The following is a 21,848-nucleotide window of genomic DNA, read 5'->3' on the forward strand; positions in this document are numbered from 1 at the left end:
GTCAGGGTCCGGTCAGAAGGGCCAGACGCCCTTCAGCGCGTCCTTCCAGTCGAGGTCGACCTCGTCCTTCCAGGAGTCCTTCGGGACACAGACGGGCCCACCGATCCAACTCTCGACCCACGAACCGAGGTTCACGGTCCAGCAGTCGGGCTTGGGCTCAGGCTTCGGCTCGGGCTCGGGCTCGGGCTCGGGTTCCGGCTTGGGCTCGGGCTTCGGCTCAGGCTTGGGTTCCGGCTTCGGCTCGGGCTTCGGCTCGGGCTCAGGCTTGGGTTCCGGCTTCGGCTCGGGCTCGGGCTTCGGCTCAGGCTTCGGCTCAGGCTTCGGTTCCGGCTTGGGCTCGGGCTTCGGCTCAGGCTTCGGTTCCGGCTTCGGTTCCGGCTTCGGCTCGGGCTTCGGCACCGGGACCGTCGGGTCTGTCGGCTCGACAGGGTCGGTCGGGTCGACCGGATCGACGGGATCGACCGGATCCACGGGATCAACCGGGTCGACGGGATCCACGGGATCCACGGGATCAACCGGATCAACCGGATCAACCGGATCCACCGGATCCACCGGATCCACCGGATCCACCGGATCCACCGGATCCACCGGATCCACCGGATCCACCGGATCAACCGGATCAACCGGATCCACCGGATCCACCGGATCCACCGGATCCACCGGATCCACCGGATCCACCGGATCCACCGGAATCTCGGGGATTTCCGGCTCCACCCCGAACAGCATCTGCCGGAACACCAGCGACGACCGCGGATTGTCGTCGCACTGCCATACGCCGTGCGGACAGTAATCCGTGATCGTGTGGTACAGCGGCTTGTGCTGTTTCATCCACTCCAGCATGCGCCGCATGTACACGGGATTGTCGCCGTTACGGAAGAGCCCCCATTCGGGGTACGAGATCTGCTTTCCGTGCTCCGCGGCGAAATCGACCTGCTTCTGGAGCCCGTACGGCTCGCTCACGTGTTCGTCGAAGCTCATTCCCGGCGGCTGGTCGTACGAGTCCATGCCGATGATGTCGACGACGTCGTCGCCCGGGTAGCACTCGGTCCACGGGACGGCGTCGCGGCCGCGGCTCGGGTTGAAGTCGAAGCGGAACTCCTGCCCGGGGACGGAGCGCATCGCGGTGACGATGCGGTTCCAGTACTTCTTCCAGGCCGTGGGATCCGGCGCGCACCGGTGGGTGTACGTCGTGCCGTTCATCTCCCAGCCGAGGACGATGACGGTGTCGGTCGCCTGGAGCTCGACGAGCCGCTCGGCGAGGGTCGTGAAGTGGTGGTCGTAGTACCCGGCCGCGCCCAGCTGGAGCTGGCGGCGGACCTCGTAGTCGGAGACGCCGGCCTCGTTCCGCTCCAGCATGGGGACGTTGAGGACGAACAGCCGGTCTGCCTGCTCGTTGCGCCAGTCCGCCCAGGCGTCGAGGAAGCCGGGCGGGCCCTCGATGTTCGACCAGAGGTCGCCCGGCAGGTAGGTGTGGCCGACGCGGAGTTCGCGGCCGCCGAGCCACCGTTCGAGCTGCCCGATGCGGGCGACCCCGAGCGCGCCCGAGTCGAGGAAGGCTCCCATGGCGCTGGAGAGAGTCGGTCCGGGGTCCTTCGTCGTTACCGAGTCGGTGGCGTGGGCGGGGGACGAGAGGACGACCGAGCCCGAGGCGAGGAGACCGGCGGTGAACACCCCCAGCCACGCTCTCGATGTTCTCCGCTGTGCAGCTGCCATGGCCGCTCCTTCACGTCGCTCGCTTTTTGATGATCCGTCAATCCGATACTCCGAAAGTATTCCTAATGAGCCGACCGTGAACTCGGCTTCCCTCTGATCAGTAGTCCATTAGAGGATTTCATCGCCCAGTTGGGGCACCCGAGATGAAGGGCATGCCGTGCCGCGCCGTCAGAGTTTCGACACCCGCGTACCCACCGTCCTCGTGCGACTCGACCCGAATCCCTTTCATCACGGCACTCTCGGCGCCGCGCGATCACTGGGGCGGGCGGGAATCCCGGTCCATGCCGTCATCGAATCGAGCACCAGTCCCGTCGCCCGGTCCCGCTATCTCCGCTCGGCCCGTCCGGGCCCGGCCACACCGTCCTCCGCCGGGCTTGCGGAACTGCTGGTCCGCATCTCCGACGAGATCAGCCACGACATCGACGGCCGGGTACCCGACGGGGCCTCACATCCCGTGCTCGTCCTCCCCCTGGACGACGTCAGCGCCCTCGCGCTGGCCCGGCGGCGCGCCGAGCTGTCCCCGCGCTTCCTGCTGCCCGAGCAGACCGAGGAGCAGCTGCTGCGGGTCGCGGACAAGGCCGCGCTCGCGAGGACCTGCGCGGCACTCGGTCTGCCCCATCCGCGGACCGAACTCCCGACCGGCGCCGACGAGGCCGCCGCCATGGCCTGGTCGCTCGGTCTCCCGGTGGTCGCCAAGTGGAGCAGGCCCTGGCTGCTGCCTGCCGGCAGCGGGCTGCGCAGCACCTCGATCGTGCGGTCCCTCGCGGAGGTACGGGAGTTGTACGGCCGCACTCCCGAGGCCGGCAGCCGGCTGCTGCTCCAGGAGCTCCTTCCGGCGGGCCGGGACCTGGACTGGTTCTTCCACGGGTACGTGGACTCCGCCGGCCGCTGTGTCACGGGGGCCACCGGACGCAAGGAACGCTCCTGGCCCGACGCCGCCGGGCTCACCGCCGTGGGCCGCTGGACGGCGAACCCGGCCGTGGACCGGACGGCCCGCGAGCTGCTCGACGCGCTCGGCTACCGGGGCGTGTGCGACCTGGACTTCCGGCTCGACCGGTCCACGGGCGCGTACCACCTGCTCGACTTCAACCCCCGGCCCGGCGCGCAGTTCCGGCTCTTCGCCGACCCCGAGGGACTGGACGTCGTCCGGGCGGCGCACCTGGACCTGACCGGCCGTCCGGTGCCGCCGCACACCCCGGTGTACGGCCGCCGGTTCGTCGTCGAGAACTACGCGGCGCTCTCGCTCGCCACCTCCCCGCGCCGCCGGTACGCGGCCGAGCCCGGCGCCGGGCGGCAGCCGCGTACCGAGCGCGCCTGGTGGGCGGTCGACGACCCGGCGCCCGCGCTCGCGATGGGCCTCGCCTGGCTCGCGCACCTCCTGCGCAAGGCCTTCGGCGCGGTGGTCCGGCGGCTCGGGGCCGGCCGGACCGGGCATCCGGCCGTCCTCCCGGCGCCGTCGGCCCGCACCGCCCCCGACCAGCTCACCCCACGATGAGAACGATGAAGGCGGAAGGCACGATGTCGAAGTCGATATACGACCTGGTGGTCGTCGGGGCGGGTCCCTACGGCCTGTCCGTGGCCGCGCACGCGGCGGCCCACGGGCTGAAGCTGCGGACCTTCGGCCGCTCGATGGCGTCCTGGCACGCCATGCCCCCGGGCATGTTCCTGAAGTCGGAGCCCTGGGCCTCGCACCTCTCCGACCCGGAGGGGGCGTACGGGCTCGACGCGTACGCCGTGACGCGGGGCGTCCGCGCCGAGCACGGCGTGCCGCTGCCGGTCGACTTCTTCGCCTCGTACGGCGACTGGTTCGCCCGCCAGGCCGTGCCCGCCCTCGACGAGCGCCTGATCGCCTCGGTCGCGCCCACGGCCGAGGGGTTCGCGCTGCGGACGGAGGACGGCGAGCCGCTCCGTACGCGGACGGTGGCCCTCGCCGTCGGCGTGCTGCCCTTCATGGAGATCCCCGGGCCGCTGCGGGGGCTCCCCCGGCGGTACGTCACGCACTCCAGCCACCACGCCGGGCTCGACCGCTTCGCCGGGCGGGACGTGACCGTCGTCGGCGCCGGTCAGGCCGCCCTGGAGACGGCCGCGCTCCTCACCGAGCAGGGCGCGGCCACCGTCCGGATCGTCGCCCGCGCGGACCGGCTGAAGTGGAACACCCTGCCCCCGGCCCTCGACCGCGGCCCGTGGCGCACGGCGCGCGCCCCGCACACGGGTCTCGGCTGCGGCTGGCGCAACAAGCTCTACGCGGACACCCCGGGGCTCTTCCGGCGGCTTCCGGCCGCCACCCGCGAGCGGATCTTCGACTCGGCGCTCGGACCGGCGGGCGCGTGGTGGCTGCGGGAGCGGTTCGCGGCGGTCGGGGACGTACGGCTCGGGCAGCGGATCACCTCGGCGGCCGTGACCGGCGACGAGCGGCTCCGGCTCGACGTCGCCGGGCCCGGCGGGACGACGGTCCTGGAGACCGATCACGTGGTCGCCGCGACCGGCTTCACCCCGAGCCTGGAGCGGGCGGGGATGCTCGACCCGGCGCTGCGCGGGGCGCTGCGGACGGTCGGCGCGGTCGGTGCCCCGGAGGTCGGCGGCCTCTTCGAGTCCTCGTGGCCGGGGCTCTTCGTCGCCGGGCTGCTCACGGCGCCGTCGTACGGGCCGTCGATGCGGTTCGTGTTCGGCGCCGAGTACACGGCGGGCCGACTGGTGAAGGGGGTCCGGCAGCGTCTGCGGTCGGGCACCCGGCGCGGCACGGTGGCCCGGCCCCGTACGGGCGGGCAGGCCGCCGTCCGGGCATAGCCGAGGGCCGGCCCCGGAGAGCGGGTGCTCTCCGGGGCCGGCCCCTGTGCCTGCGGGCCGCTGGGGACTCAGAAGTTGCCGCAGAAGTTGCCGACGGCGGGGTTGAGCACGCCGATGACGTTGACGCTGTTGCCGCAGGCGTTGATCGGGATGTGGATCGGGGCCTGGACGACGTTGCCCGACAGGACGCCCGGCGAACCGATGGCCACGCCGTGCGCGTCCGCGTCCGCGAAGGCGGGCGACGCCACACCCATGGCCATGACGATTCCGGCGATGACGGCCGCGGCCTTCTTACAGTTCATTGCGTCTGGATCCTTTCCTCGGCGGAATACCTTTCCGCTGCACACCACACAACGAACACGCCTCACAAAGGAAACCTCGGCAACGGCGACGTCACGTCTTTCACTCCATTGCCTCCACGAAACAGGGCCGGAGGGAACGCGAAACGTTCCCTCCGGCCCTGTCGTGCGCGGTGCGGATCAGCCGTTGTAGGCGCCGTTCCCGGAGAGGACCGGGATGTCCTCCAGGATGTGCGACAGCGGCTCGTCACCCTTGGCCTGGGTGGAGTTGTCCGCGCACTGCTGGTTCTGCGGGGACGACAGGACGTTGATGTCCTGGGCGGTGATCGGGATGGCGCCGATGAGGGAACCGAGGTTGCCCTTGACCGGGACGCCGAGGCACAGCTTGTTCAGCGAGCCCTGGACCGCCGCGAACTGCGGGCTCATGTCACCGGCGGTCTTGGAGTTGCCGTACGACTGGTGGGCGCCGTTGCCGCTGAGGGAGGTCGTGCCGCCGTCGTTGGCGATGGCGAGCGCCGGAGAGGCCGCCGCAGCGGAAGCGCCGACAACAGAGGCCGTCACAGCCGCAGCCGCCATAATCTTCTTGATCACGGTGATTCCGTTCCTGTTCCCACCAATCGACCTGATTGATGCGACGGGATCAACTGCGGCCGGGGGCTTTGGTTCCGGCCCTTCACTCGTTCGACTGGGACTCCGTTTCGCGCTGCCGTGTGCGCTCCGCCAAGGGGGTGACACAGCGGAACCCGGGCGTCCGGAGGCCTGTTGATCAGGGCGCTCCCTGCACGGAGCCGGTTCTAGAAGGGAACTCCCGTGATCAAGAAGGTTATGGCCACCGCGGCCGCAGCCGCTTCCATCGTCGGCGTCTCCGCCGCGATGGCGACCCCGGCGCTCGCCATCGCCAACGACGGCGGCACCACGTCGCTCAGCGGCAACGGTGCCCACCAGGAGTACGGCAACTCCGCCACGTACGGCAACATGAGCCCGCAGTTCGCGCTCGTCCAGGGCTCCCTGAACAAGCCCTGCGTGGGCCTGCCGGCCAAGCTCAACGCCGGTTCGCTGATCGGTCTCATCCCGATCACCGTCCAGGACATCAACGTCCTGTCCTCCCCGCAGAACCAGCAGTGCACCGAGAACTCCACCCAGGCCAAGGGTGACGAGGCCCTGTCGCACATCCTGGACGACATCCCGGTCCTGTCGGGCAACGGCGTCGGCAACAACTGACGTCCCGCTCACGCGTAAGGGGCCGCCCTCTCCGGGCGGCCCCTTACGCGCGCGCACGACGGCTACGGGCGCGGCCAGATGGGGGTGGCCATCAGTCGCTCCCACTCCCGGTCCGGCATTCCCGGTACCGTGCGCCCCGCCTGCACCCACTGTGTCACCAGTGCGGAATAGACCGGGAATGGCGTGCGGTCGACGGTCGGTGGGTCACTCACATATCGGCTCTTCGGAATGAAGGCCATCCGTTCCCATTTCCCGGGACCCGGCGCCATCTTCGCTCCCTCCACTGCGATTCACGCATCATTGCAAGGATTACACAGGCGCCGCAGGAGAGTGATTCGCTCTGCCCATGTCGCGTCGCGTACCTCTGTACGAGGGGGGTCGAATTAGCGTGCGGGCATGAATTTCGCGCGCCCGAAGCGGCCTCGGAGTCTGCTGCTCGCCCCCGCGGCTCTCACCGCGCTCATCGCCCTCGTTCCCGGCGCGCTCGCCGCCGCCCCGACCGAACTGCCGTCCCCGGAACAGGGGCTGAACCTCCTCGTGGTCGGCCTCGACACCCGCAGGGGTCTCAGCGAGGCGGAGAAGGAGCGCTACCGGCTGGGCGGGAAGGAGTGCGACTGCACGGACGTGATGATGCTCGTGCACGTGTCCGCGGCGAACGACCGGGTCGACGTCGTGAGTCTGCCGCGCGACTCGCTCACCGCCTTCCCCGCCGACCACCGCGACCGACGGACCGGAAAGGTGCACGCCGCCCACCCCGCGAAGATCAACAGCGCCTGGGCGGAGGGCGGTCCGGCGTTCGCCGTGGAGACCGTCGAGTCGATGACCGGACTCCCCGTCCACCGGTACCTGGAGATCGACTTCCGGCGCTTCATGGACACCGTGGACCGTGTCGACGGCGGGGTGCCCATCTGCACGGTGGAGCCGCTCAAGGACCCGGCCACCGGCATCGACCTCCAGCCCGGGACCAAGCGCGTCGGGGGCGGCGAGGGCCTCCAGTACGTCCGCTCGCGGAAGGCGGACGGGCAGATGGACTTCGGCCGGATCCACAAGCAGCAGAAGTTCGTCGTCAACACCCTGGAGCGGCTCCGCGAAGGGATCCTCGACGAACCGGAGCGGCTGACGGACCTCGCCGCGACGCTGCGCGGGACGGCGGCGGCCGAGCGCGGGATCTCGACGGCGGAGCTGCTGACGCTCGCGGCCCGGCTGCGGGACCTGCCCCCGGACCGTACGGAGTTCGCGACCGTGCCCGTACGTGGCTTCCATCCGAACATCGAGGGTGTCGGGTCCACGCTCGCCTGGGACGAGGAAGGGGCGGCGGAGGTCTTCGGGCGCCTGCGCGAGGACCGTCCGCTGCCGGCCGCGGAGGAGGTCGCGCCCAGCACGATCCCGGCGGCGACCTACAGGCCGGCCGCGGGGTCATCGCTCATCTGCCCGTAGTCCGTCCGGTGGACTTACCGGAACCTCCTTACGTCCGACCAGTTGATCAGCACGGCTCGGCACTCAGCGGGGCCAGTACCCGAAAGGCCTGAACAATGAAGAAGCTCTTGGCTACGGCTGCTGTGGCCGCGTCGGTTCTCGGCGCGACGGCGGCGGGTGCCGGACAGGCGCTCGCGATCGCCGACGACGGTGGCACCACCTCGCTGAGCGGCAACGGTGCCCACCAGGAGTACGGCAACTCCGCCACGTACGGCAACATGAGCCCGCAGTTCGCGCTCGTCCAGGGCTCCCTGAACAAGCCGTGCGTCGGCCTGCCGGCCAAGGTCAACGCCGGTTCGCTGATCGGTCTCATCCCGATCACCGTCCAGGACGTCAACGTCCTGTCCTCCCCGCAGAACCAGCAGTGCACCGAGAACTCCACCCAGGCCAAGGGTGACGAGCCGCTGTCGCACATCCTCAGCGACATCCCGGTCCTGTCCGGCAACGGCGCCGGCAACAGCTGAGCGACGACGCCCGGCACGGCGGCGGCCCCGCCGCCCCTCCTCGGAGGGGTGGCGGGGCCGTCCCCGTCTAGCGCGCCGGATCCGCCTTCTCGGCGAGCGCGGCCGGGTCGGTGACCGGGGCCTCGCACACGAAGTGCCGGCAGACGTACGCGGCGGGGCCCCCGGCCACCAGCGGCCGGTCCTTCAGGAGCGGGAACTCCTCGCTGTCGGGGGCGCCGGTCGCGAGCACCGCGCCGGGGGCGGTGGCCAGGAGCGCGGCACGGCGCAGCTCCTGGAAGGCCTCGTCGGCGGGAGCGCCGACGACGGCGATCTCGCGGGGCCCGTCGAGGAGGGCCTCGGCGACCGCCAGGCCCCAGCCGATGAAGCGGGGCGCGCGCGGGCCGAGGGCCTTGACGACGCCGAGGGCTCCCTCGGCGGCGGTGCGGTGGGCCTCCGAGCCGGTGTGGGCGGCGTACGAGAGGAGCGCTCCGGCGGCGGCGGTCCAGCCCGAGGGAGCGGCGTTGTCCGTGGGGTCCTGCGGGCGGCGGATGAGGGCCTCGGCGTCGTGGGCGGTGTCGTAGAGCGCGCCGCCCTCGCCGGTGAAGCGGTCGAGGACGATGTCCAGGAGGAAGCCGGCGAACTCGAGCCAGGCGCCTTCGCCGGTGACGGCGGCGAGGGCGAGGAAGCCCTCGGCGACGTCGGCGTAGTCCTCCAGGACGCCGTCGTTGGTGCCGGCCCGGCCGTCCTTGGAGGTGCGGGTGAGGCGGGCGGTCTCGTCCATGTGGACCCGGACGAGCAGGTCGGCGGCCTCGGTGGCGCGCTCGACGAGGTCGGGGCGGTCGAAGAGGGCGCCGGTCTCGGCGAGGGCGGCGATCGCGAGGCCGTTCCAGGCGGCGACGACCTTGTCGTCGCGGCCGGGGCGCTCGCGCTCCTCGCGGGCGGCGAGGAGCCGGGCGGCGATGGAGGCGATGCGGTCGGCGTCGGCGACGCCGGTGTCCTGCGGGAGCTGGAGGACGGAGCTGCCGTGCTCGAAGGTGCCCTCCTCGGTGACGCCGTAGTGGGCGGCGGCGAGGGCGGCGTCCTCCTCGCCGAGGACGGCGGTGAGCTGCTCGGGGGTCCAGGCGTAGTAGGCGCCTTCGACGTGCTTGCCGGTGCCTCCCCCAGAGCCTTCGGCCTGGGGGTGCCCCCATCCGTCTGCGACGGCGCTGTCGGCGTCGAGGGCGGAGGCGAAGCCGCCCTCGGGGGTGCGCAGTTCGCGGACCATGAAGTCGGCGGTCTCCAGGGCGACCCGGCGGGCCAGGTCGCTGCCGGTGGCCTTCCACAGGTGCGCGTACACCCGGCAGAGCAGGGCGTTGTCGTACAGCATCTTCTCGAAGTGGGGCACGACCCAGGCGCGGTCGACGGCGTAGCGGGCGAAGCCGCCGCCGAGCTGGTCGTAGATGCCGCCGCGGGCCATGGCCTCGCAGGTGTCGGCGGCCATCTGGAGGGCGCCCTCGGAGCCCGTACGGGCGTGGTGGCGGAGCAGGAACTCCACGGCCATCGACGGCGGGAACTTGGGGGCGCCGCCGAAGCCGCCGCGGGTGGCGTCGTACTCGCGGACGAGGCCGAGGAGGGCCTGCGCGAGCTCCTCCTCGCCGGGGACGCCGTCGCCGCCGTAGGCGAGGGAGCGGCCCGCGAGGTCCTTGACGATCCGGTCGGCGACCTCGCCGACCTCGTCGCGGCGGTCGGCCCAGGCGCCGCGGACGCCTTCCAGGACGTCGGGGAACGAGGGCATGCCGTGGCGGGGCTCCGGCGGGAAGTACGTGCCGAAGTAGAAGGGGGCGGCGTCCGGGGTGAGGAAGACGGTCATCGGCCAGCCGCCCTGGCCGGTGGCGGCCTGGACGGCCTCCATGTAGACGGCGTCGACGTCGGGGCGCTCCTCGCGGTCGACCTTGACGGCGACGAAGTGTTCGTTGACCAGGTCGGCGGTGGCGTCGTCCTCGAAGGACTCGTGCGCCATCACGTGGCACCAGTGGCAGGAGCTGTAGCCGACGCTGAGCAGCACCGGGACGTCGCGGCGGCGGGCCTCCTCGAAGGCCTCGGCCGACCAGGGCCACCAGTCGACCGGATTGTCGGCGTGCTGAAGGAGGTAAGGGGAGGTCTCATGGGCCAGTCGGTTCGCCATGGTGCCCATCCTGCCCTGCCGTCGGGGGCGGGGCGCCGTTACACCCGGCCGAGGCGGGTGATGAGCGGTCCGAGGGACCAGCCCGTTCGGCGCAGGCCCGCCCAGAGGCAGCAGGCGGCGATGCCGAGTGCGGTCAGGGCCGCGCCGGGCGCGGTCGGCATCCCGTTCAGGACGAGGACGCCGGTCAGGACGACGGCGAGTCCGTCGAACTGCCACACGAAGACCCGGAGGGCGGAGAGGTCGCCCAGCGGAGTGATGATCGGGAGCAGCAGTTCGACGGGCAGATTCGTCTTCATCTCGCGCAGGAACCTGGCGCCGAGGACGAGCACCACCGTGCCGGTGACGAGGAGTGCCGTGTCGGCCCCGGCGGCCTGGAGCGGCCACCGCGTCATGGTCGTGACACCGCTCGCCAGGCCGACCGGGACCGTCACCGCGACGACCGGCCAGGCCAGGGTGCGGGCGAGCATCCCGCCCCACCACTCGCCGAGCAGCGGGGCCAGGGTCAGTTCGTCCCGCAGTCCGCGCCAGGTCTCGCCGACCCACCCGGAGCCGAGGTACACGCCGACCGCGCCGGCCGGCCAGGCCGACGTCGCGAGCCCGGCGTCCGGCTCCGCGATGCCGAGCGTCAGCACGGCGGCGCCGGCCGGCAGGAACACCGCGGCGGCGATCGCGCGGCCTCTCGTGCGCAGGGCGCGGACCGCTCCCTGCGCCAGGTGGCCGCGCAGCCGCCCGTCCGGGCGCGTCAGGGCGTGGGTGAGCCCGCGCGGCTGTGGCCGGTACAGGTCGAGCGCGTGGTGGAGCGTGCCGGTCCAGGCGAAGGTCTGAGCCTCGGCGGCACGCGCCGACTCGCGGGCGAGCCGGGCGAGGTCGACCGTACGGACGGACCGGAAGGCCGACCGGCCGAGCGCCGCCGCCCCGACCGCCAGCACACCGGTGACGAGCCACAGGCCGCCCCCGCCCAGGGGGGCGGACCGGCCGAGCAGCGCCACGGCGACCGCCACGGCGGCCACGGCGGCGGCGAGCAGGACGTTCTCGCGTACCGTCCGGACCTGGCCCCAGAGCCACGCCACGGAGGCGACGGCGCCGATGCCCGCCGCGACGGCCACGCCCCGCGGCAGGAGGCCGCTTCCCGGGTGGTCGAACAGGTCGGTCGCGAGGAACGTCGCCGTACACACCGCGAGGAGCGTGCCGAGTCCCGCGTACGCCAGTCGGCGGCGGGCGAAAGCGCCGAGGTAGTGCGTCGGGGACAGGTCCGTGGACGTGAACACGTGCAGCAGGAACGGTGTGAGCACCAGCGGTCCCCAGAACCGGCCGGTGAGCTGGGCGCCCCAGACCGCCGCCGCCGCGACCAGGCAGGCCACGGGCGTCGCCGCCTCGGGCGACTCCAGGGAGAGGAGCGCTTCCGTGGTGCGCACCAGGTGGACGACCGGCGCCACGTAGACGGCGCCGAGGATGACGGTGAGGTACGCGGTGTACGCCCGGTCCAGCACGGTGGCGCGGTCACCGCGGTGGGCGTACCGGTGGCGTACGGCGTGGACGCGGGACCTGGGGTCGGCCTCGACCTCGGTGATGCCCGCCGTCGTCATCCCAGCTCCACGACGCCGTCACAGGCTTCCACCACGGCGGCATCATGGGTGGCGACCAGGAACGACGTCCCCTGCTCGGCGCGCTCGGCGAGCAGGGCGGCGACGAGGTCGACGCGCTCGGTGTCGAGATGCCGCTCGGGTTCGTCGAGCAGGACGACGTCGGCGGGGCGGACCAGGGTCAGCGCGAGGTGGAAGAGCTGGAGCTGGCCGGAGGAGAGCTGGGAGGGGAACCGCGCGCCCAGTGCGGTGAGTCCCAGTCGCCCGATGATCTCTTCGGCGCGCTCGGCGGTCGTCGTGGTGTTGCCGTACCAGGAGGCGGCGACCAGCGTGACCTGCTCGCGGAGCGTCATGTCGCGGGCGACGGGCACCGGTTCGACGAGCGAGGCCACGAGCCGCCGGTGCCGGGGCCTGGCCATGTCGACGGTCTCGCCCCGCACGAGGACGGCGCCGTCGGTCAGCCGCCGGCTGCCCAGGAAGGCCCGGAGGAGGGTCGTCTTCCCGGAGCCGTTGCTCCCGGTGAGGCACCGGAACTCGCCCGGCAGGACCGTGAACGTCGTCGGCGCCAGCAGGGTGGTCCCGTCCAGGACGACCGTGGCACCCTCCGCGGCGATCGCGGGCACGTCGTCGCTCACCGCGCCGCTCTCTAACCGGTCGGTAGGCATCCCTGAACCTTCTCGTCTGGGCAGGCGTACGGACGCCCCCCGTCCAGGAGACAGGGGGCGTCGTCGCTACTTTCCGGTGGCGCCGGCCTTGGCCGCCGGGGTGTCCGCGGTGGCCGCCGGGTCCGGGGCCTCCTCGAAGGAGACCTTGCCCATGTGGCGGTTCATCGACTTCATCAGCAGCCAGACCGCGACGGCCATGACCGCGAAGACGACGAAGCCGAGGACGCCGGGGGTCACCTTGTTCTTGTCCAGCTCTTCGGCGGCGAAGGGGACAAGCTGGGTCAGTGCCAGGTGTGCGCTCATGTCAGGCATTGTCGCGGATGCCCGCGAAGAGATCTTCCTCGGGGAGGGAGGTCGGGACCAGCGCCTTGCTGAGCTCGTACTCCTCCGTCGGCCAGACCTCCTTCTGGATCTCCATCGGGACCCGGAACCAGCCGCCGTCGGGGTCGATCTGGGTGCGGTGGGCGATCAGGGCCTTGTCGCGGGTCTCGAAGAAGTCGGCGCAGGGCACGAACGTGGTCAGCGTCCGCTCCTTGCGCTCGAACTCGCTCCAGCGCTCCAGCCACTCCCCGTAGGGGGACTCCAGGCCACGGGCGAGGAGCGCCTCGTGCAGGGCGGTGGTGCGGGGACGGTTGAAGCCCTGGTTGTAGTAGAGCTTCAGGGGCTGCCAGACCGGGCCGAACTCGGCCTCCGGGTACTTCGCGGCGTCGGTCGCGCCGTCGAAGGCCACCATCGTGATCTTGTGGGTCATGATGTGGTCGGGGTGCGGGTAGCCGCCGTTCTCGTCGTAGGTCGTGATGACCTGCGGGCGGAACGAGCGGACCTTGCGGACCAGCGCTCCGGCCGCCGTGTCGACGTCCTCCAGGGCGAAACAGCCCTCGGGGAGCGGGGGCAGCGGGTCGCCCTCGGGCAGGCCCGAGTCGACGAAGCCCAGCCATTCCTGGGAGACGCCGAGGATCTCGCGGGCCTCGTCCATCTCCTTGCGGCGCACCTCGTGGATGTTCGCCTCGACATAGGCGTCACCCTGAAGCTGGGGGTTCAGGACCGAGCCGCGCTCGCCGCCCGTGCACGTCACCACGATGACGTCCACCCCCTCGGACACGTACTTGGCCATCGTGGCCGCACCCTTGCTCGACTCGTCGTCGGGGTGGGCGTGAACGGCCATCAGTCGCAGCTGGTCAGTCAAGACTCGATCCTCAGTGATTCGACGCGGAGGGAGGCTTCTATAGTGACGGAATCGGGGGAGCGAAAATTCCGCCACCCCCCCGGCTTCGAGAGGATCCACCATGAGCGCGGTGCGAGAGCAGCTGCCCGAAGGGCGCTACGGGCGCTCCGCGGACGAGCGGGCCGACCGCAAGCTCAAGGTGACCGGCGCCGTGCTCGGCGTCCTCTTCCTCGGCATGATGGGCTGGTTCGGCTGGCACTACGTCGTCGACAGCAAGATCAGCGCCGAGATGATCAAATTCGACGTGGTGAGCCCCACCGAGGTGCAGGTGCACCTGGAGATCCGTAAGGACGAGGGCGTCAAGGGCGTCTGCACGCTGCGGTCACGGGCCGAGGACGGCGCCGAGGTGGCCCGCAAGGACGTGCGGATCGACGACCCCGCCGCCCGGGTCGACGACGTCTTCACGCTCCGTACGACGGCGCTCGCGACGAGTGCCGAGCTCGTGGGGTGTACGGCCCGGTAGCCGTGGGTAGGGACCGGGTGACGAGTCCCGGCGGGTCACGAGCGTGACCTGGGGTGACGCCATCTTGATGGTTTATGTCCTCCCGCTTTTCGCCACTCATTGTTAGGCTCGTGGTTTCGCCCGCTCGGGAAGCACCCGCTTCCCGTGTAGGGCGATGCTTTGTATTCCCAGTACCTACGAGGAGCACCTGTGACCCAGACCAGCGACAACGTCACCTGGCTCACCCAGGAGGCGTACGACAAGCTCAAGGGAGAGCTTGAGTACCTGTCTGGTCCCGCGCGTACCGAAATCGCGACCAAGATCGCGGCGGCGCGCGAAGAGGGAGACCTGCGCGAGAACGGCGGGTACCACGCGGCCAAGGAGGAGCAGGGCAAGCAGGAGCTCCGGGTCCGCCAGCTCACCCAGCTGCTCGAGCACGCCAAGGTCGGCGAGGCCCCGGCGGACGACGGCGTCGTCGAGCCCGGCATGGTCGTCACGATCGCCTTCGACGGCGACGAGGACGACACGATGACCTTCCTGCTCGCCTCCCGCGAGTACGCGAGCGACGACATCGAGACCTACTCGCCGCAGTCGCCGCTCGGCGTCGGCGTCAACGGCAAGAAGGCCGGTGACGACGCCGAGTACGAGCTGCCGAACGGCAAGAAGGCCACGGTGAAGATCCTCAGCGCCACGCCGTACGGCCGCTGAGCCGCCGCCTTCCACGGCTACGTGTGACGGGCCGGACCCCTCGGGGGTCCGGCCTTTTCCCTTGCATGCACATGTAATGATGCGGTCCTGACGCTGTGTCATCAGGGTTGCGTCATCAGGGTTGCGTCATCAGGGGGATGGGCACAGTGCTGGGACCGCTGCGTGAGGGCACGCCACGGCAGATCGGACCGTACGAGGTGCTGGCCCGGCTCGGCGCCGGCGGCATGGGCGAGGTCTTCCTGGGGCGGGGAGCGGCCGACGGGGTCTTCGTCGCCGTGAAGACGGTGCGGCGGGACGTCGCCGGCGATCCGGCCTTCCGCGACCGGTTCCGGCGCGAGATCAGGGTCGCCGCGCTCGTCGCCAGCCCCCACGCCGCCGCGCCCGTCGGCGGCGACGCCGACGCCGAGGTGCCCTGGCTGGCCACCGCGTACGTCCCCGGGCCCAGCCTCTCCCAGGCCGTACGGCGCGGCGGCGCGCTGCCCGTCGCCACCGTGCGCGCCGTCGGCGCCGGAGTCGCCCGCGCCCTCGCCGACCTGCACGGGGCCGGGGTCCTGCACCGGGACCTCAAGCCCGGGAACGTCATGCTCTCCGTCGACGGGCCCCGCCTCATCGACTTCGGCATCGCCCGCAGCGCCACCGCGACCACCATGACCGCGACGGGCGTGATGGTCGGCACCCCCGCCTTCATGTCGCCCGAGCACGTGGCGGGCGCGCGACGGGTGACCGCCGCCTCCGACGTCTTCTGCCTCGGCTCGCTCCTCTGCTACGCGGCGACCGGCGAGGACCCCTTCGGCGACGGGCCGCTCGCCGCCGTCCTGTACCGGGTCTCGCAGGCGGAAGCCGACCTGAGCCGGGTGCCGGAGGACCTGCGCGAGGCCGTCGCCGCCTGCCTGGCCCTCGATCCGACGGACCGGCCCACCCCGGGCGAACTCGCGGAGCTCCTCGGCGACGGCGCGGGGAGTCGCTTCCCCTGGCCGGAGGGCGTACGGGACCACATCGGCGAGTACGGGACGGAGCTGGCCCAGCTCGTGGCCTCCGGCGGGCCGCTTCTGGAGGTCGCGCCCGCGCCCCCGGTCGATCCCCGGGGGCCTGTCGTGACTTCTGGGGTGCCGGGGCTGCACTCCGTGCCGACGCAGGGACCGGTCTCGCGGCCGGACGCGCCTCCGCGCCGGCGGCGGGGGCGGGTGCTCGCCGCCGTCCTGGCGCTCGCGGTCGTGGCCGGGGGCGTCGGCACGTACCTGTTGTGGCCGGAGGAGGAGACGAAGAAGCCCCGCTCCCCGGAGAAGGCCGCCGCCCCGCCCGCCGGGCCGCGCGTCCCCGGCGTCGACGACCGGGGCCTCGCCGACGCCTCGGGCGTCGTCCCGCAGAACACGGCCCAGCGGCCGGCCGGCTGGAAGCCGTGGAACGCGAAGCTGAGCGCGCCGGCGTTCGGCTGCTCGGCCGGTGAGAAGGTGCTGGTCTGCCGGACGACGGACGGGCGGTACGAGGCGCTGGATCCGGCGAGCGGGAAGAAGCTGTGGGACGTCCCGCGCGCCGAGAACTCACCGCCGGAGACCTACGTGACCGGCAAGGGGTTCCCCCACGCGGCCGGGGGCGCCACGCGCCCCACCGTCCACGACGGGAGCGTGGTCCTGGTCGCCGCGCAGTCCCTTCAAGTACGCGACGCGCGTACCGGCGCCGTGCGCTGGGAGAAGCCCGCCCAGGGGCCGCAGGGCTTCTTCGAGACGCGGCCCATCGTCGCCGACGGGATCGTCTACGCGGCCACGGAGGTGGCGCAGGACGTCACCTGGGTCCGGGCCGCCGTGACCGCGTTCTCCCTGGCCGACGGGAAACAGCTCTGGTCGAAGGAGCTCACGAACGGGCAGATCTCCATGGCCGAGCGCGAGGCGTACGAGCCCGTCGCCTACGCCCGGGGGGTCGTCTACGCCCTCAGCCAGGGCGGGCTCGTCGCGTACGACGGCAGGAAGGGCACCCAGCTCGGGCAGGTCGACCCGGACGCCAACTCGTGCCGGGAGATCAAGGTGCTCGGCACCTCGGCGTACTGCGCCGGCGCCGGGTACGGCACGGACCAGGACACCGAATTGCACCTGCTCGACGCCCGAACCCTCGCCTCGAAGGCGTCGCTGCCCGGCTCGCTCGGCAAGGCCGTCCCCTCGGCTGTCGGTCCTCGCTCCGTCGTGGCCTGGGACGAGGGCCTGCGGATCCTCGATCCGCGCACCGGCGAGACACTCGCCTCCTTCCCGGCCAAGGCGGCTCCGGCCGGCCTGGCCCAGAGCTGGTCCGCGCCGCTGCTCGCCGGCGACCAGGCCGTGTACGCCGACTACTCCTCGCTCTACACGGTGCGGCTCGGCGCCGACGGCACGCCCGGCGGGCTCAAGGTCACGGCGGTGCCGGGGGCGCCGGGCGCGCGCGCCGAGGAGGAGGACCACGACCCGAACTGGGGCGAGTTCTACGCCGCGAAGATCCGGGACCCGGAGGTCCTGCCGGTGGGCGGAATCGCGTACGTCGTCTACGACAAGGGTGTCGTCGCCGCCGTCGAACTCCCCAAGTGACCCCGCTCGACTGACGTTCAAGTGACGTTCCGAAAGGACCTGTTCGGTGCTGGAAGCTCTGCCCTCGGGACAGCCCCCGCGGCTCGTCGGCCCCTACCGGCTGCTCGCCCGGATCGGGGCGGGCGGCATGGGCGAGGTGCATCTCGCCTGCCGGGCCGACGCGCCGACGGCCGATCCGTACCGGATGGTCGCCGTGAAGACCGTGCGGGAGGACCTGGAGGTCGACGGGGACTTCCGGACCCGCTTCCGGCGGGAGATCGCGGCGGCGCGGACCGTGGACGGGCCGGGGGTGGCGCGGCTCGTCGACGCCGACGCCGACGCGCCCTCGCCGTGGCTGGCGACGGAGTACGTGCCGGGGCCGTCGCTCGCCGAGGCCGTCGTGCGGTCGGGCGCGCTGCCCGTGGCGGCCGTGCGGGCCCTGGGGGTCGCGCTCGCCACGGCCCTGGCGGACGTGCACCGGGTGAAGGTGCTGCACCGGGACCTCAAGCCCGCGAACGTCCTGCTCGGCGCGGCGGGGCCGAAGCTGATCGACTTCGGCATCGCCCAGGCCTTCGAGGCGACGGCGCTGACCTCGACCGGGCTCGTGATCGGCTCTCCCGGGTTCATGTCGCCCGAGCATCTGGTGGGGAGCCGGGCGGTGGTGCCCGCGTCGGATGTCTTCTGTCTGGGTGCGGTGCTCGCGTTCGCCGCGAGTGGCCTAGGGCCGTTCCATGATGACGAGATGGCCGCGGTGATCTATCGGATCACCCGCGCCGACGCCGAACTGTCCGGGGTTCCGGAGGAGTTGCGGACGGTCGTGGAGCGTTGTCTGCGGCTCGACCCGGCGGAACGGCCGTCGGCGGAGGAGCTGGTGGTCCTGCTCGGCGGCGGCGGGGGCGCTCCCGCGGTCATTCCCTGGCCCGGCGGGGTGCTGTCGCTGCTCGCCGAGTACGGGGAGGCCGCCCGGCAGGTCGGGGAAGTCGCGGCCTCGGGTGCGGGCGTCGCCGACCTGCCGACGCTCGGGCCTGTCGTTCCGTACTCCCCCACCGCGATGACGGACCGGCCGGTGGCACCGACCGCCGCGCCGGCTCGATCCCGGCGGCGCTGGGGCGCTGTCGTGGCCGGGGCGGTGGCCGTGGCTGTGCTCGCGACGGTGGGTGTGGTGCTGCTCAACCGGACCGACGGGGACGGTAGTTCGGCCGGTGGGGTCGCGGGGGCGCCCAGCACGGCCCCCGGCACGTCGTCGGGAGCTCCGGCTCCGCAGACGCTGAGCCAGGTCGTCCTGCCGTACGGCGGCGAGGGGCACACCAACGACTTCGGCACGGCCGGCACGGACCGCGCGTACCGCCCGGCCGAGTGGTCGCCGTGGACCACCGAGGTGGAGCCGGGCAGCGGCACCTGCGCGCTCTCCCCGAAGGTCCTGGTCTGCCCCGGGTCCGGCGGCGCGGTCACCGGGCTGAGCGCGGCGGACGGCAAGCAGCTGTGGAAGGTGCCGGGGCGGGGCGAGGGGCTGCGCAGCGGCGCCCAGTATCCGGCGGTCGTCGGCGACACCGCGTACGTCACGGGGCCGGACGGGGTCGTCGCCTACGGGGTCCTGGACGGCAAGGAGCGGAACCGGATCCCGGGGCCCGGGGGCGACTGGGCCGTGAAGGGGACGGACCTGCTGGACGGGGTCCTCTACTCCACGTACATCAACGTGCGCGACGAGCGGACCGGCCTCGCCACCGCCGTACGGCTCGCCGACGGCGAGGAGCTGTGGCGGACGCCGCTCGACGCGCTGCCGGAGCAGCCGGTCGTGGCGGCCGGGCGGGTCTTCGTCCCGCTCGGCGTCGTACCGGTGGCCCTGGACGTCCGTACGGGCAAGGAGACCGCGCGGGGGACGGAGGTCTGCGGGGACTTCACCGTCCACGAGAAGAGCGGCAGCGTGCTGTGCTCGGGGCGGCAGGACGGCACCGTCGGTGTCCTCGACCCCGCGACGCTCACGCTGCGCCGCACGCTGGGCAGCCAGGTCTCGGCCGGGCCCGCCGTGAACGCGGACGGGCTCGTCGCCGTCGTCGAAGCGGGCAGTGACGTCGTCACGTACGACCTGGAGAGCGGCCGCGAGCGCTGGCGGTCGTCGGGGCACTCCGGGCAGCGGGTGTACCTCGCGGGCGACCGGGTCGTGGTCGCGAGCACGACGAGGGTCGCCTCCATTCCGGCCTCCGGTCCTTCCGACGACAGTGACGTGGAGTACTACGACCCCAACCTGCCCGACAGCTTCCCCCTGCCGCAGGCGGCCGGAGACGTGCTGGCCGCCGGAGGGGCGGTGTTCCTCGCCCTCCCCAACGGCCTCGTCGTCTCCGGGTATCTGCCCTGAGCGGGGCGGTCAGCCGTCCGCGCGGCGGTACTTGCGGACCGAGAGCGTGCGGAAGATCGCGACGATCAGGATCGAGTAGATCAGCGACGCCCATACCGGGTTCTGCATCGGCCAGGCGTCGGACGGGGAGACGCCCGGGTCGCCGAAGAGTTTGCGGCAGGCCTGCACGGTGGCGCTGAACGGGTTCCACTCGGCGATGGGCTGGAGCCAGGACGGCATCTGGCTGGAGTCCACGAACGCGTTCGAGATGAACGTGACCGGGAAGAGCCAGATGAGGCCGCCGGACGTCGCCGCCTCCGGAGTGCGGACCGAGAGGCCGATGAGGGCGCCGATCCAGGTGAAGGCGTAGCCCAGGAGGAGAAGGAGGGCGAAGCCCGCCATGATCTTCCCGAAGTTGGTCGGTGCCGCGTAGCCCGGGCGCCAGCCGATGATCAGCGCGACGATCGCGAGGACGAACAGGGTCAGCGCGGTCTGGACGAGGTCGGCGAGGGTGCGGCCGGTGAGGACCGCGCCGCGCGCCATGGGCAGGGAGCGGAAGCGGTCGATGAGGCCCTTGTGCATGTCGTCCGCGATGCCCGCGCCCGCGCCGGCCGTGGCGAAGGTGACGGTCTGCGCGAAGATGCCCGCCATCAGGAAGTTCTTGTAGACGTCCGGGTCGGTGCTGCCTCCGATGCTCATGGAGCCGCCGAAGACGTACGTGAAGAGGATCACGAACATCACCGGCTGGATCAGCCCGAACAGGATCATCTCGGGGATCCGGGTCATGCGGATGAGGTTGCGCCGGGCGATGACCAGGGAGTCGTTCACGGTGCTCACTTGGCCGTCTCCTTCGTCAGGTCACGGCCACGGCCACGGCCGTCACGACCGTCACGGCCGTCCTCCGGGGGCGGCCCGCCGTTCTCCTCCTCCGTCAGTGCGGCCGCGTGGCCGGTGAGGGAGATGAAGACGTCGTCGAGGGTGGGGCGCCGCAGGCCGATGTCGTCGATCTCGACGCCGACGGCGTCCAGGTCGCGGATGACCTCGGCGAGCAGCTTGGCGCCGCCGGAGACGGGGACGGTGAGCTTGCGGGTGTGGTCCTCTACGGAGACCTCGGCCTGTCCCCTGCCCGCGATGCCGTAGCGGGCGAGGACGTCGCGGGCGCCCGCGATCATCGCCGGTTCGTGGACGACGACCTCGACGCGCTCGCCGCCCGTCTGGGCCTTGAGCTGGTCGGAGGTGCCGCGTGCGATGACCTTGCCCTGGTCGACGACGCAGATGTCGTGGGCGAGGTGGTCGGCCTCCTCCAGGTACTGCGTGGTGAGGAGCAGCGTCGTACCCCCCGCGACGAGTTCCTTGATGACCTCCCACAGTGCCTGGCGGTTCCGGGGGTCGAGGCCGGTCGTCGGTTCGTCCATGAACATGACCGGCGGGGAGACGACGAGGGCCGCCGCGAGGTCGAGGCGCCGGCGCATGCCGCCGGAGTACGTCTTGGCGGTGCGGTCGGCGGCGTCCGTGAGCCGGAACCGGTCGAGCAGTTCGTCGGCCCGTACCTTCGCCGCCTTCGCCTTCATCTGGTACAGCTGGCCGACCATCTGGAGGTTCTCGCGGCCGGTGAGGTACTCGTCGACCGCGGCGAACTGGCCGGAGAGGCCGATCGAGCGGCGGACCTGTTCGGGATGCTTGAGGACGTCGATTCCGGCGACGACGGCCCTGCCGCTGTCGGGCTGGAGGAGCGTCGTCAGCACGCGCACGGTGGTGGTCTTCCCCGCGCCGTTCGGGCCGAGCAGGCCCAGGACAGTGCCCTCGGGTACGTCGAGATCGACGCCGTCCAGAGCTCGTACGTCACCGAAGGTCTTCACCAGACCCTCGGCGTAGATCGCGCCTGGCATGTGGGTTCTCCCAGGGAGATTCGGGCGTTTCCTACCGATCCTAGGTTTGCCGGGCGGTCCTCGCCCAGTGGATTTGTGATTCGCGCCACATGATCATGGAGTCGAGTGCGCCCCTGCGTGCGCCCCCTAGTGCGCTCCGACCTTCCTTACGCCCCCGCCAGACGCTTGCGCAGGCCGACGGTCCTGCCCTGGTCGCCGAGGCGTTCCATCCAGCGGAGCGCCTTCCCCCAGCAGGCCTCGGCCTCGGCCCGGTCGCTGCGCTGGTCCCCGCCCAGCCGCTGGAGGGCGAGCGCGCGCCGGTACGCCTCGACCGCCTCCGCCGGGCGGCCCGCCCCGCGCAGTCGCGCAGGCACCACAGGGCGAGGCG

At 72.0% G+C, this 21,848-nt stretch carries 20 protein-coding genes; 9 read left to right on the plus strand and 11 right to left on the minus strand.

Annotated elements, in window-relative coordinates:
• Positions 1-12: 12 nt before the first annotated feature.
• Positions 13-1,713, minus strand: a complete 1,701-nt coding sequence (locus tag ACIBG6_RS16765; RefSeq protein ID WP_399223320.1) for a glycoside hydrolase family 26 protein — start codon at positions 1,711-1,713, stop codon at positions 13-15.
• Positions 1,714-1,870: 157 nt separating this feature from the next.
• Between ACIBG6_RS16765 and ACIBG6_RS16770 the strand changes: the two genes are divergently transcribed.
• Positions 1,871-3,208 carry an ATP-grasp domain-containing protein gene (locus ACIBG6_RS16770; protein ID WP_399223321.1) on the plus strand — a complete coding sequence of 446 codons (1,338 nt, stop codon included), beginning with the start codon at positions 1,871-1,873 and terminating at the stop codon, positions 3,206-3,208.
• Between the two features lie 35 nt (positions 3,209-3,243).
• Positions 3,244-4,500 carry an FAD-dependent oxidoreductase gene (locus ACIBG6_RS16775; RefSeq protein ID WP_399223380.1) on the plus strand — a complete coding sequence of 419 codons (1,257 nt, stop codon included), beginning with the start codon at positions 3,244-3,246 and terminating at the stop codon, positions 4,498-4,500.
• Positions 4,501-4,568: 68 nt separating this feature from the next.
• Here ACIBG6_RS16775 and ACIBG6_RS16780 read toward each other — a convergent pair whose 3' ends face one another.
• Positions 4,569-4,802, minus strand: coding sequence for a chaplin (locus ACIBG6_RS16780; protein ID WP_399223322.1), 234 nt, complete (start codon positions 4,800-4,802; stop codon positions 4,569-4,571).
• Between the two features lie 177 nt (positions 4,803-4,979).
• Positions 4,980-5,390, minus strand: coding sequence for a rodlin (locus ACIBG6_RS16785; RefSeq protein WP_329621467.1), 411 nt, complete (start codon positions 5,388-5,390; stop codon positions 4,980-4,982).
• A gap of 219 nt (positions 5,391-5,609) precedes the next feature.
• On the opposite strand from ACIBG6_RS16785, the gene ACIBG6_RS16790 reads away from it, so the two are divergent.
• The 3 genes from ACIBG6_RS16790 (at position 5,610) to ACIBG6_RS16800 (ending at position 7,960) form a co-directional block, all read left to right on the plus strand.
• Positions 5,610-6,020 (plus strand): rodlin, encoded by a 411-nt coding sequence (locus tag ACIBG6_RS16790; protein WP_399223323.1) that lies wholly within the window; start codon positions 5,610-5,612, stop codon positions 6,018-6,020.
• Between the two features lie 396 nt (positions 6,021-6,416).
• Complete coding sequence (locus tag ACIBG6_RS16795; protein WP_399223324.1) at positions 6,417-7,457, plus strand: LCP family protein; 1,041 nt, start codon at positions 6,417-6,419, stop codon at positions 7,455-7,457.
• Between the two features lie 95 nt (positions 7,458-7,552).
• On the plus strand, positions 7,553-7,960 hold the full coding sequence (locus ACIBG6_RS16800) for a rodlin (RefSeq protein WP_384142228.1): 408 nt from the start codon (positions 7,553-7,555) through the stop codon (positions 7,958-7,960).
• Between the two features lie 67 nt (positions 7,961-8,027).
• On the opposite strand, the gene ACIBG6_RS16805 is transcribed toward ACIBG6_RS16800, so the two are convergent.
• The 5 genes from ACIBG6_RS16805 to mca form a co-directional block, all read right to left on the minus strand.
• On the minus strand, positions 8,028-10,103 hold the full coding sequence (locus tag ACIBG6_RS16805; protein ID WP_399223325.1) for a thioredoxin domain-containing protein: 2,076 nt from the start codon (positions 10,101-10,103) through the stop codon (positions 8,028-8,030).
• A 38-nt stretch (positions 10,104-10,141) separates the two neighbouring features.
• A complete protein-coding gene (locus ACIBG6_RS16810) occupies positions 10,142-11,689 on the minus strand; it encodes a hypothetical protein (protein WP_399223326.1) in 1,548 nt (515 codons plus the stop codon).
• Complete coding sequence (locus tag ACIBG6_RS16815) at positions 11,686-12,351, minus strand: ATP-binding cassette domain-containing protein (protein WP_399223328.1); 666 nt, start codon at positions 12,349-12,351, stop codon at positions 11,686-11,688. Before ACIBG6_RS16815 ends, ACIBG6_RS16810 begins: the two co-directional genes overlap by 4 nt.
• Before the next feature lie 66 nt (positions 12,352-12,417).
• Positions 12,418-12,654 carry a hypothetical protein gene (locus tag ACIBG6_RS16820; RefSeq protein WP_329621474.1) on the minus strand — a complete coding sequence of 79 codons (237 nt, stop codon included), beginning with the start codon at positions 12,652-12,654 and terminating at the stop codon, positions 12,418-12,420.
• A gap of 1 nt (position 12,655) precedes the next feature.
• Complete coding sequence (gene mca, locus ACIBG6_RS16825) at positions 12,656-13,537, minus strand: mycothiol conjugate amidase Mca (RefSeq protein ID WP_399223329.1); 882 nt, start codon at positions 13,535-13,537, stop codon at positions 12,656-12,658.
• Between the two features lie 100 nt (positions 13,538-13,637).
• On the opposite strand from mca, the gene ACIBG6_RS16830 reads away from it, so the two are divergent.
• From ACIBG6_RS16830 to ACIBG6_RS16845, 4 genes are all read left to right on the plus strand, one after another.
• A complete protein-coding gene (locus ACIBG6_RS16830) occupies positions 13,638-14,039 on the plus strand; it encodes a DUF4307 domain-containing protein (protein WP_399223330.1) in 402 nt (133 codons plus the stop codon).
• 189 nt (positions 14,040-14,228) lie between these two features.
• Complete coding sequence (gene greA, locus ACIBG6_RS16835; protein WP_329621477.1) at positions 14,229-14,726, plus strand: transcription elongation factor GreA; 498 nt, start codon at positions 14,229-14,231, stop codon at positions 14,724-14,726.
• A gap of 137 nt (positions 14,727-14,863) precedes the next feature.
• A complete protein-coding gene (locus tag ACIBG6_RS16840) occupies positions 14,864-17,278 on the plus strand; it encodes a protein kinase (RefSeq protein ID WP_399223331.1) in 2,415 nt (804 codons plus the stop codon).
• 46 nt (positions 17,279-17,324) lie between these two features.
• Entirely contained in the window at positions 17,325-19,613 is a 2,289-nt protein-coding gene (locus ACIBG6_RS16845; protein WP_399223332.1) for a protein kinase, read from the plus strand.
• A gap of 9 nt (positions 19,614-19,622) precedes the next feature.
• Here the strand turns inward: ACIBG6_RS16845 and ACIBG6_RS16850 are convergent, their stop codons facing one another.
• The 3 genes from ACIBG6_RS16850 to ACIBG6_RS16860 form a co-directional block, all read right to left on the minus strand.
• Positions 19,623-20,429: an ABC transporter permease gene (locus ACIBG6_RS16850; RefSeq protein ID WP_329621480.1), complete on the minus strand. Its 807-nt coding sequence runs from the start codon at positions 20,427-20,429 to the stop codon at positions 19,623-19,625.
• Positions 20,426-21,481 (minus strand): ATP-binding cassette domain-containing protein, encoded by a 1,056-nt coding sequence (locus ACIBG6_RS16855; RefSeq protein WP_399223333.1) that lies wholly within the window; start codon positions 21,479-21,481, stop codon positions 20,426-20,428. Before ACIBG6_RS16855 ends, ACIBG6_RS16850 begins: the two co-directional genes overlap by 4 nt.
• 146 nt (positions 21,482-21,627) lie before the next feature.
• Complete coding sequence (locus ACIBG6_RS16860; protein ID WP_399223334.1) at positions 21,628-21,837, minus strand: hypothetical protein; 210 nt, start codon at positions 21,835-21,837, stop codon at positions 21,628-21,630.
• Positions 21,838-21,848: the final 11 nt, after the last annotated feature.

The sequence above is a fragment of the Streptomyces sp. NPDC050842 genome, from assembly GCF_044456565.1.
In the GTDB taxonomy this organism is placed as follows: domain Bacteria; phylum Actinomycetota; class Actinomycetes; order Streptomycetales; family Streptomycetaceae; genus Streptomyces.

Coding starts and splice junctions, on each gene's coding strand:
- ACIBG6_RS16805 (WP_399223325.1), bottom strand. CDS start 10,103: ATGGCGAACCGACTGGCCCATGAGACCTCCCCTTACCTCCTTCAGCAC.
- ACIBG6_RS16780 (WP_399223322.1), bottom strand. CDS start 4,802: ATGAACTGTAAGAAGGCCGCGGCCGTCATCGCCGGAATCGTCATGGCC.
- ACIBG6_RS16855 (WP_399223333.1), bottom strand. CDS start 21,481: ATGCCAGGCGCGATCTACGCCGAGGGTCTGGTGAAGACCTTCGGTGAC.
- ACIBG6_RS16795 (WP_399223324.1), top strand. CDS start 6,417: ATGAATTTCGCGCGCCCGAAGCGGCCTCGGAGTCTGCTGCTCGCCCCC.
- ACIBG6_RS16765 (WP_399223320.1), bottom strand. CDS start 1,713: ATGGCAGCTGCACAGCGGAGAACATCGAGAGCGTGGCTGGGGGTGTTC.
- ACIBG6_RS16810 (WP_399223326.1), bottom strand. CDS start 11,689: ATGACGACGGCGGGCATCACCGAGGTCGAGGCCGACCCCAGGTCCCGC.
- ACIBG6_RS16830 (WP_399223330.1), top strand. CDS start 13,638: ATGAGCGCGGTGCGAGAGCAGCTGCCCGAAGGGCGCTACGGGCGCTCC.
- ACIBG6_RS16815 (WP_399223328.1), bottom strand. CDS start 12,351: ATGCCTACCGACCGGTTAGAGAGCGGCGCGGTGAGCGACGACGTGCCC.
- ACIBG6_RS16800 (WP_384142228.1), top strand. CDS start 7,553: ATGAAGAAGCTCTTGGCTACGGCTGCTGTGGCCGCGTCGGTTCTCGGC.
- ACIBG6_RS16840 (WP_399223331.1), top strand. CDS start 14,864: ATGGGCACAGTGCTGGGACCGCTGCGTGAGGGCACGCCACGGCAGATC.
- ACIBG6_RS16820 (WP_329621474.1), bottom strand. CDS start 12,654: ATGAGCGCACACCTGGCACTGACCCAGCTTGTCCCCTTCGCCGCCGAA.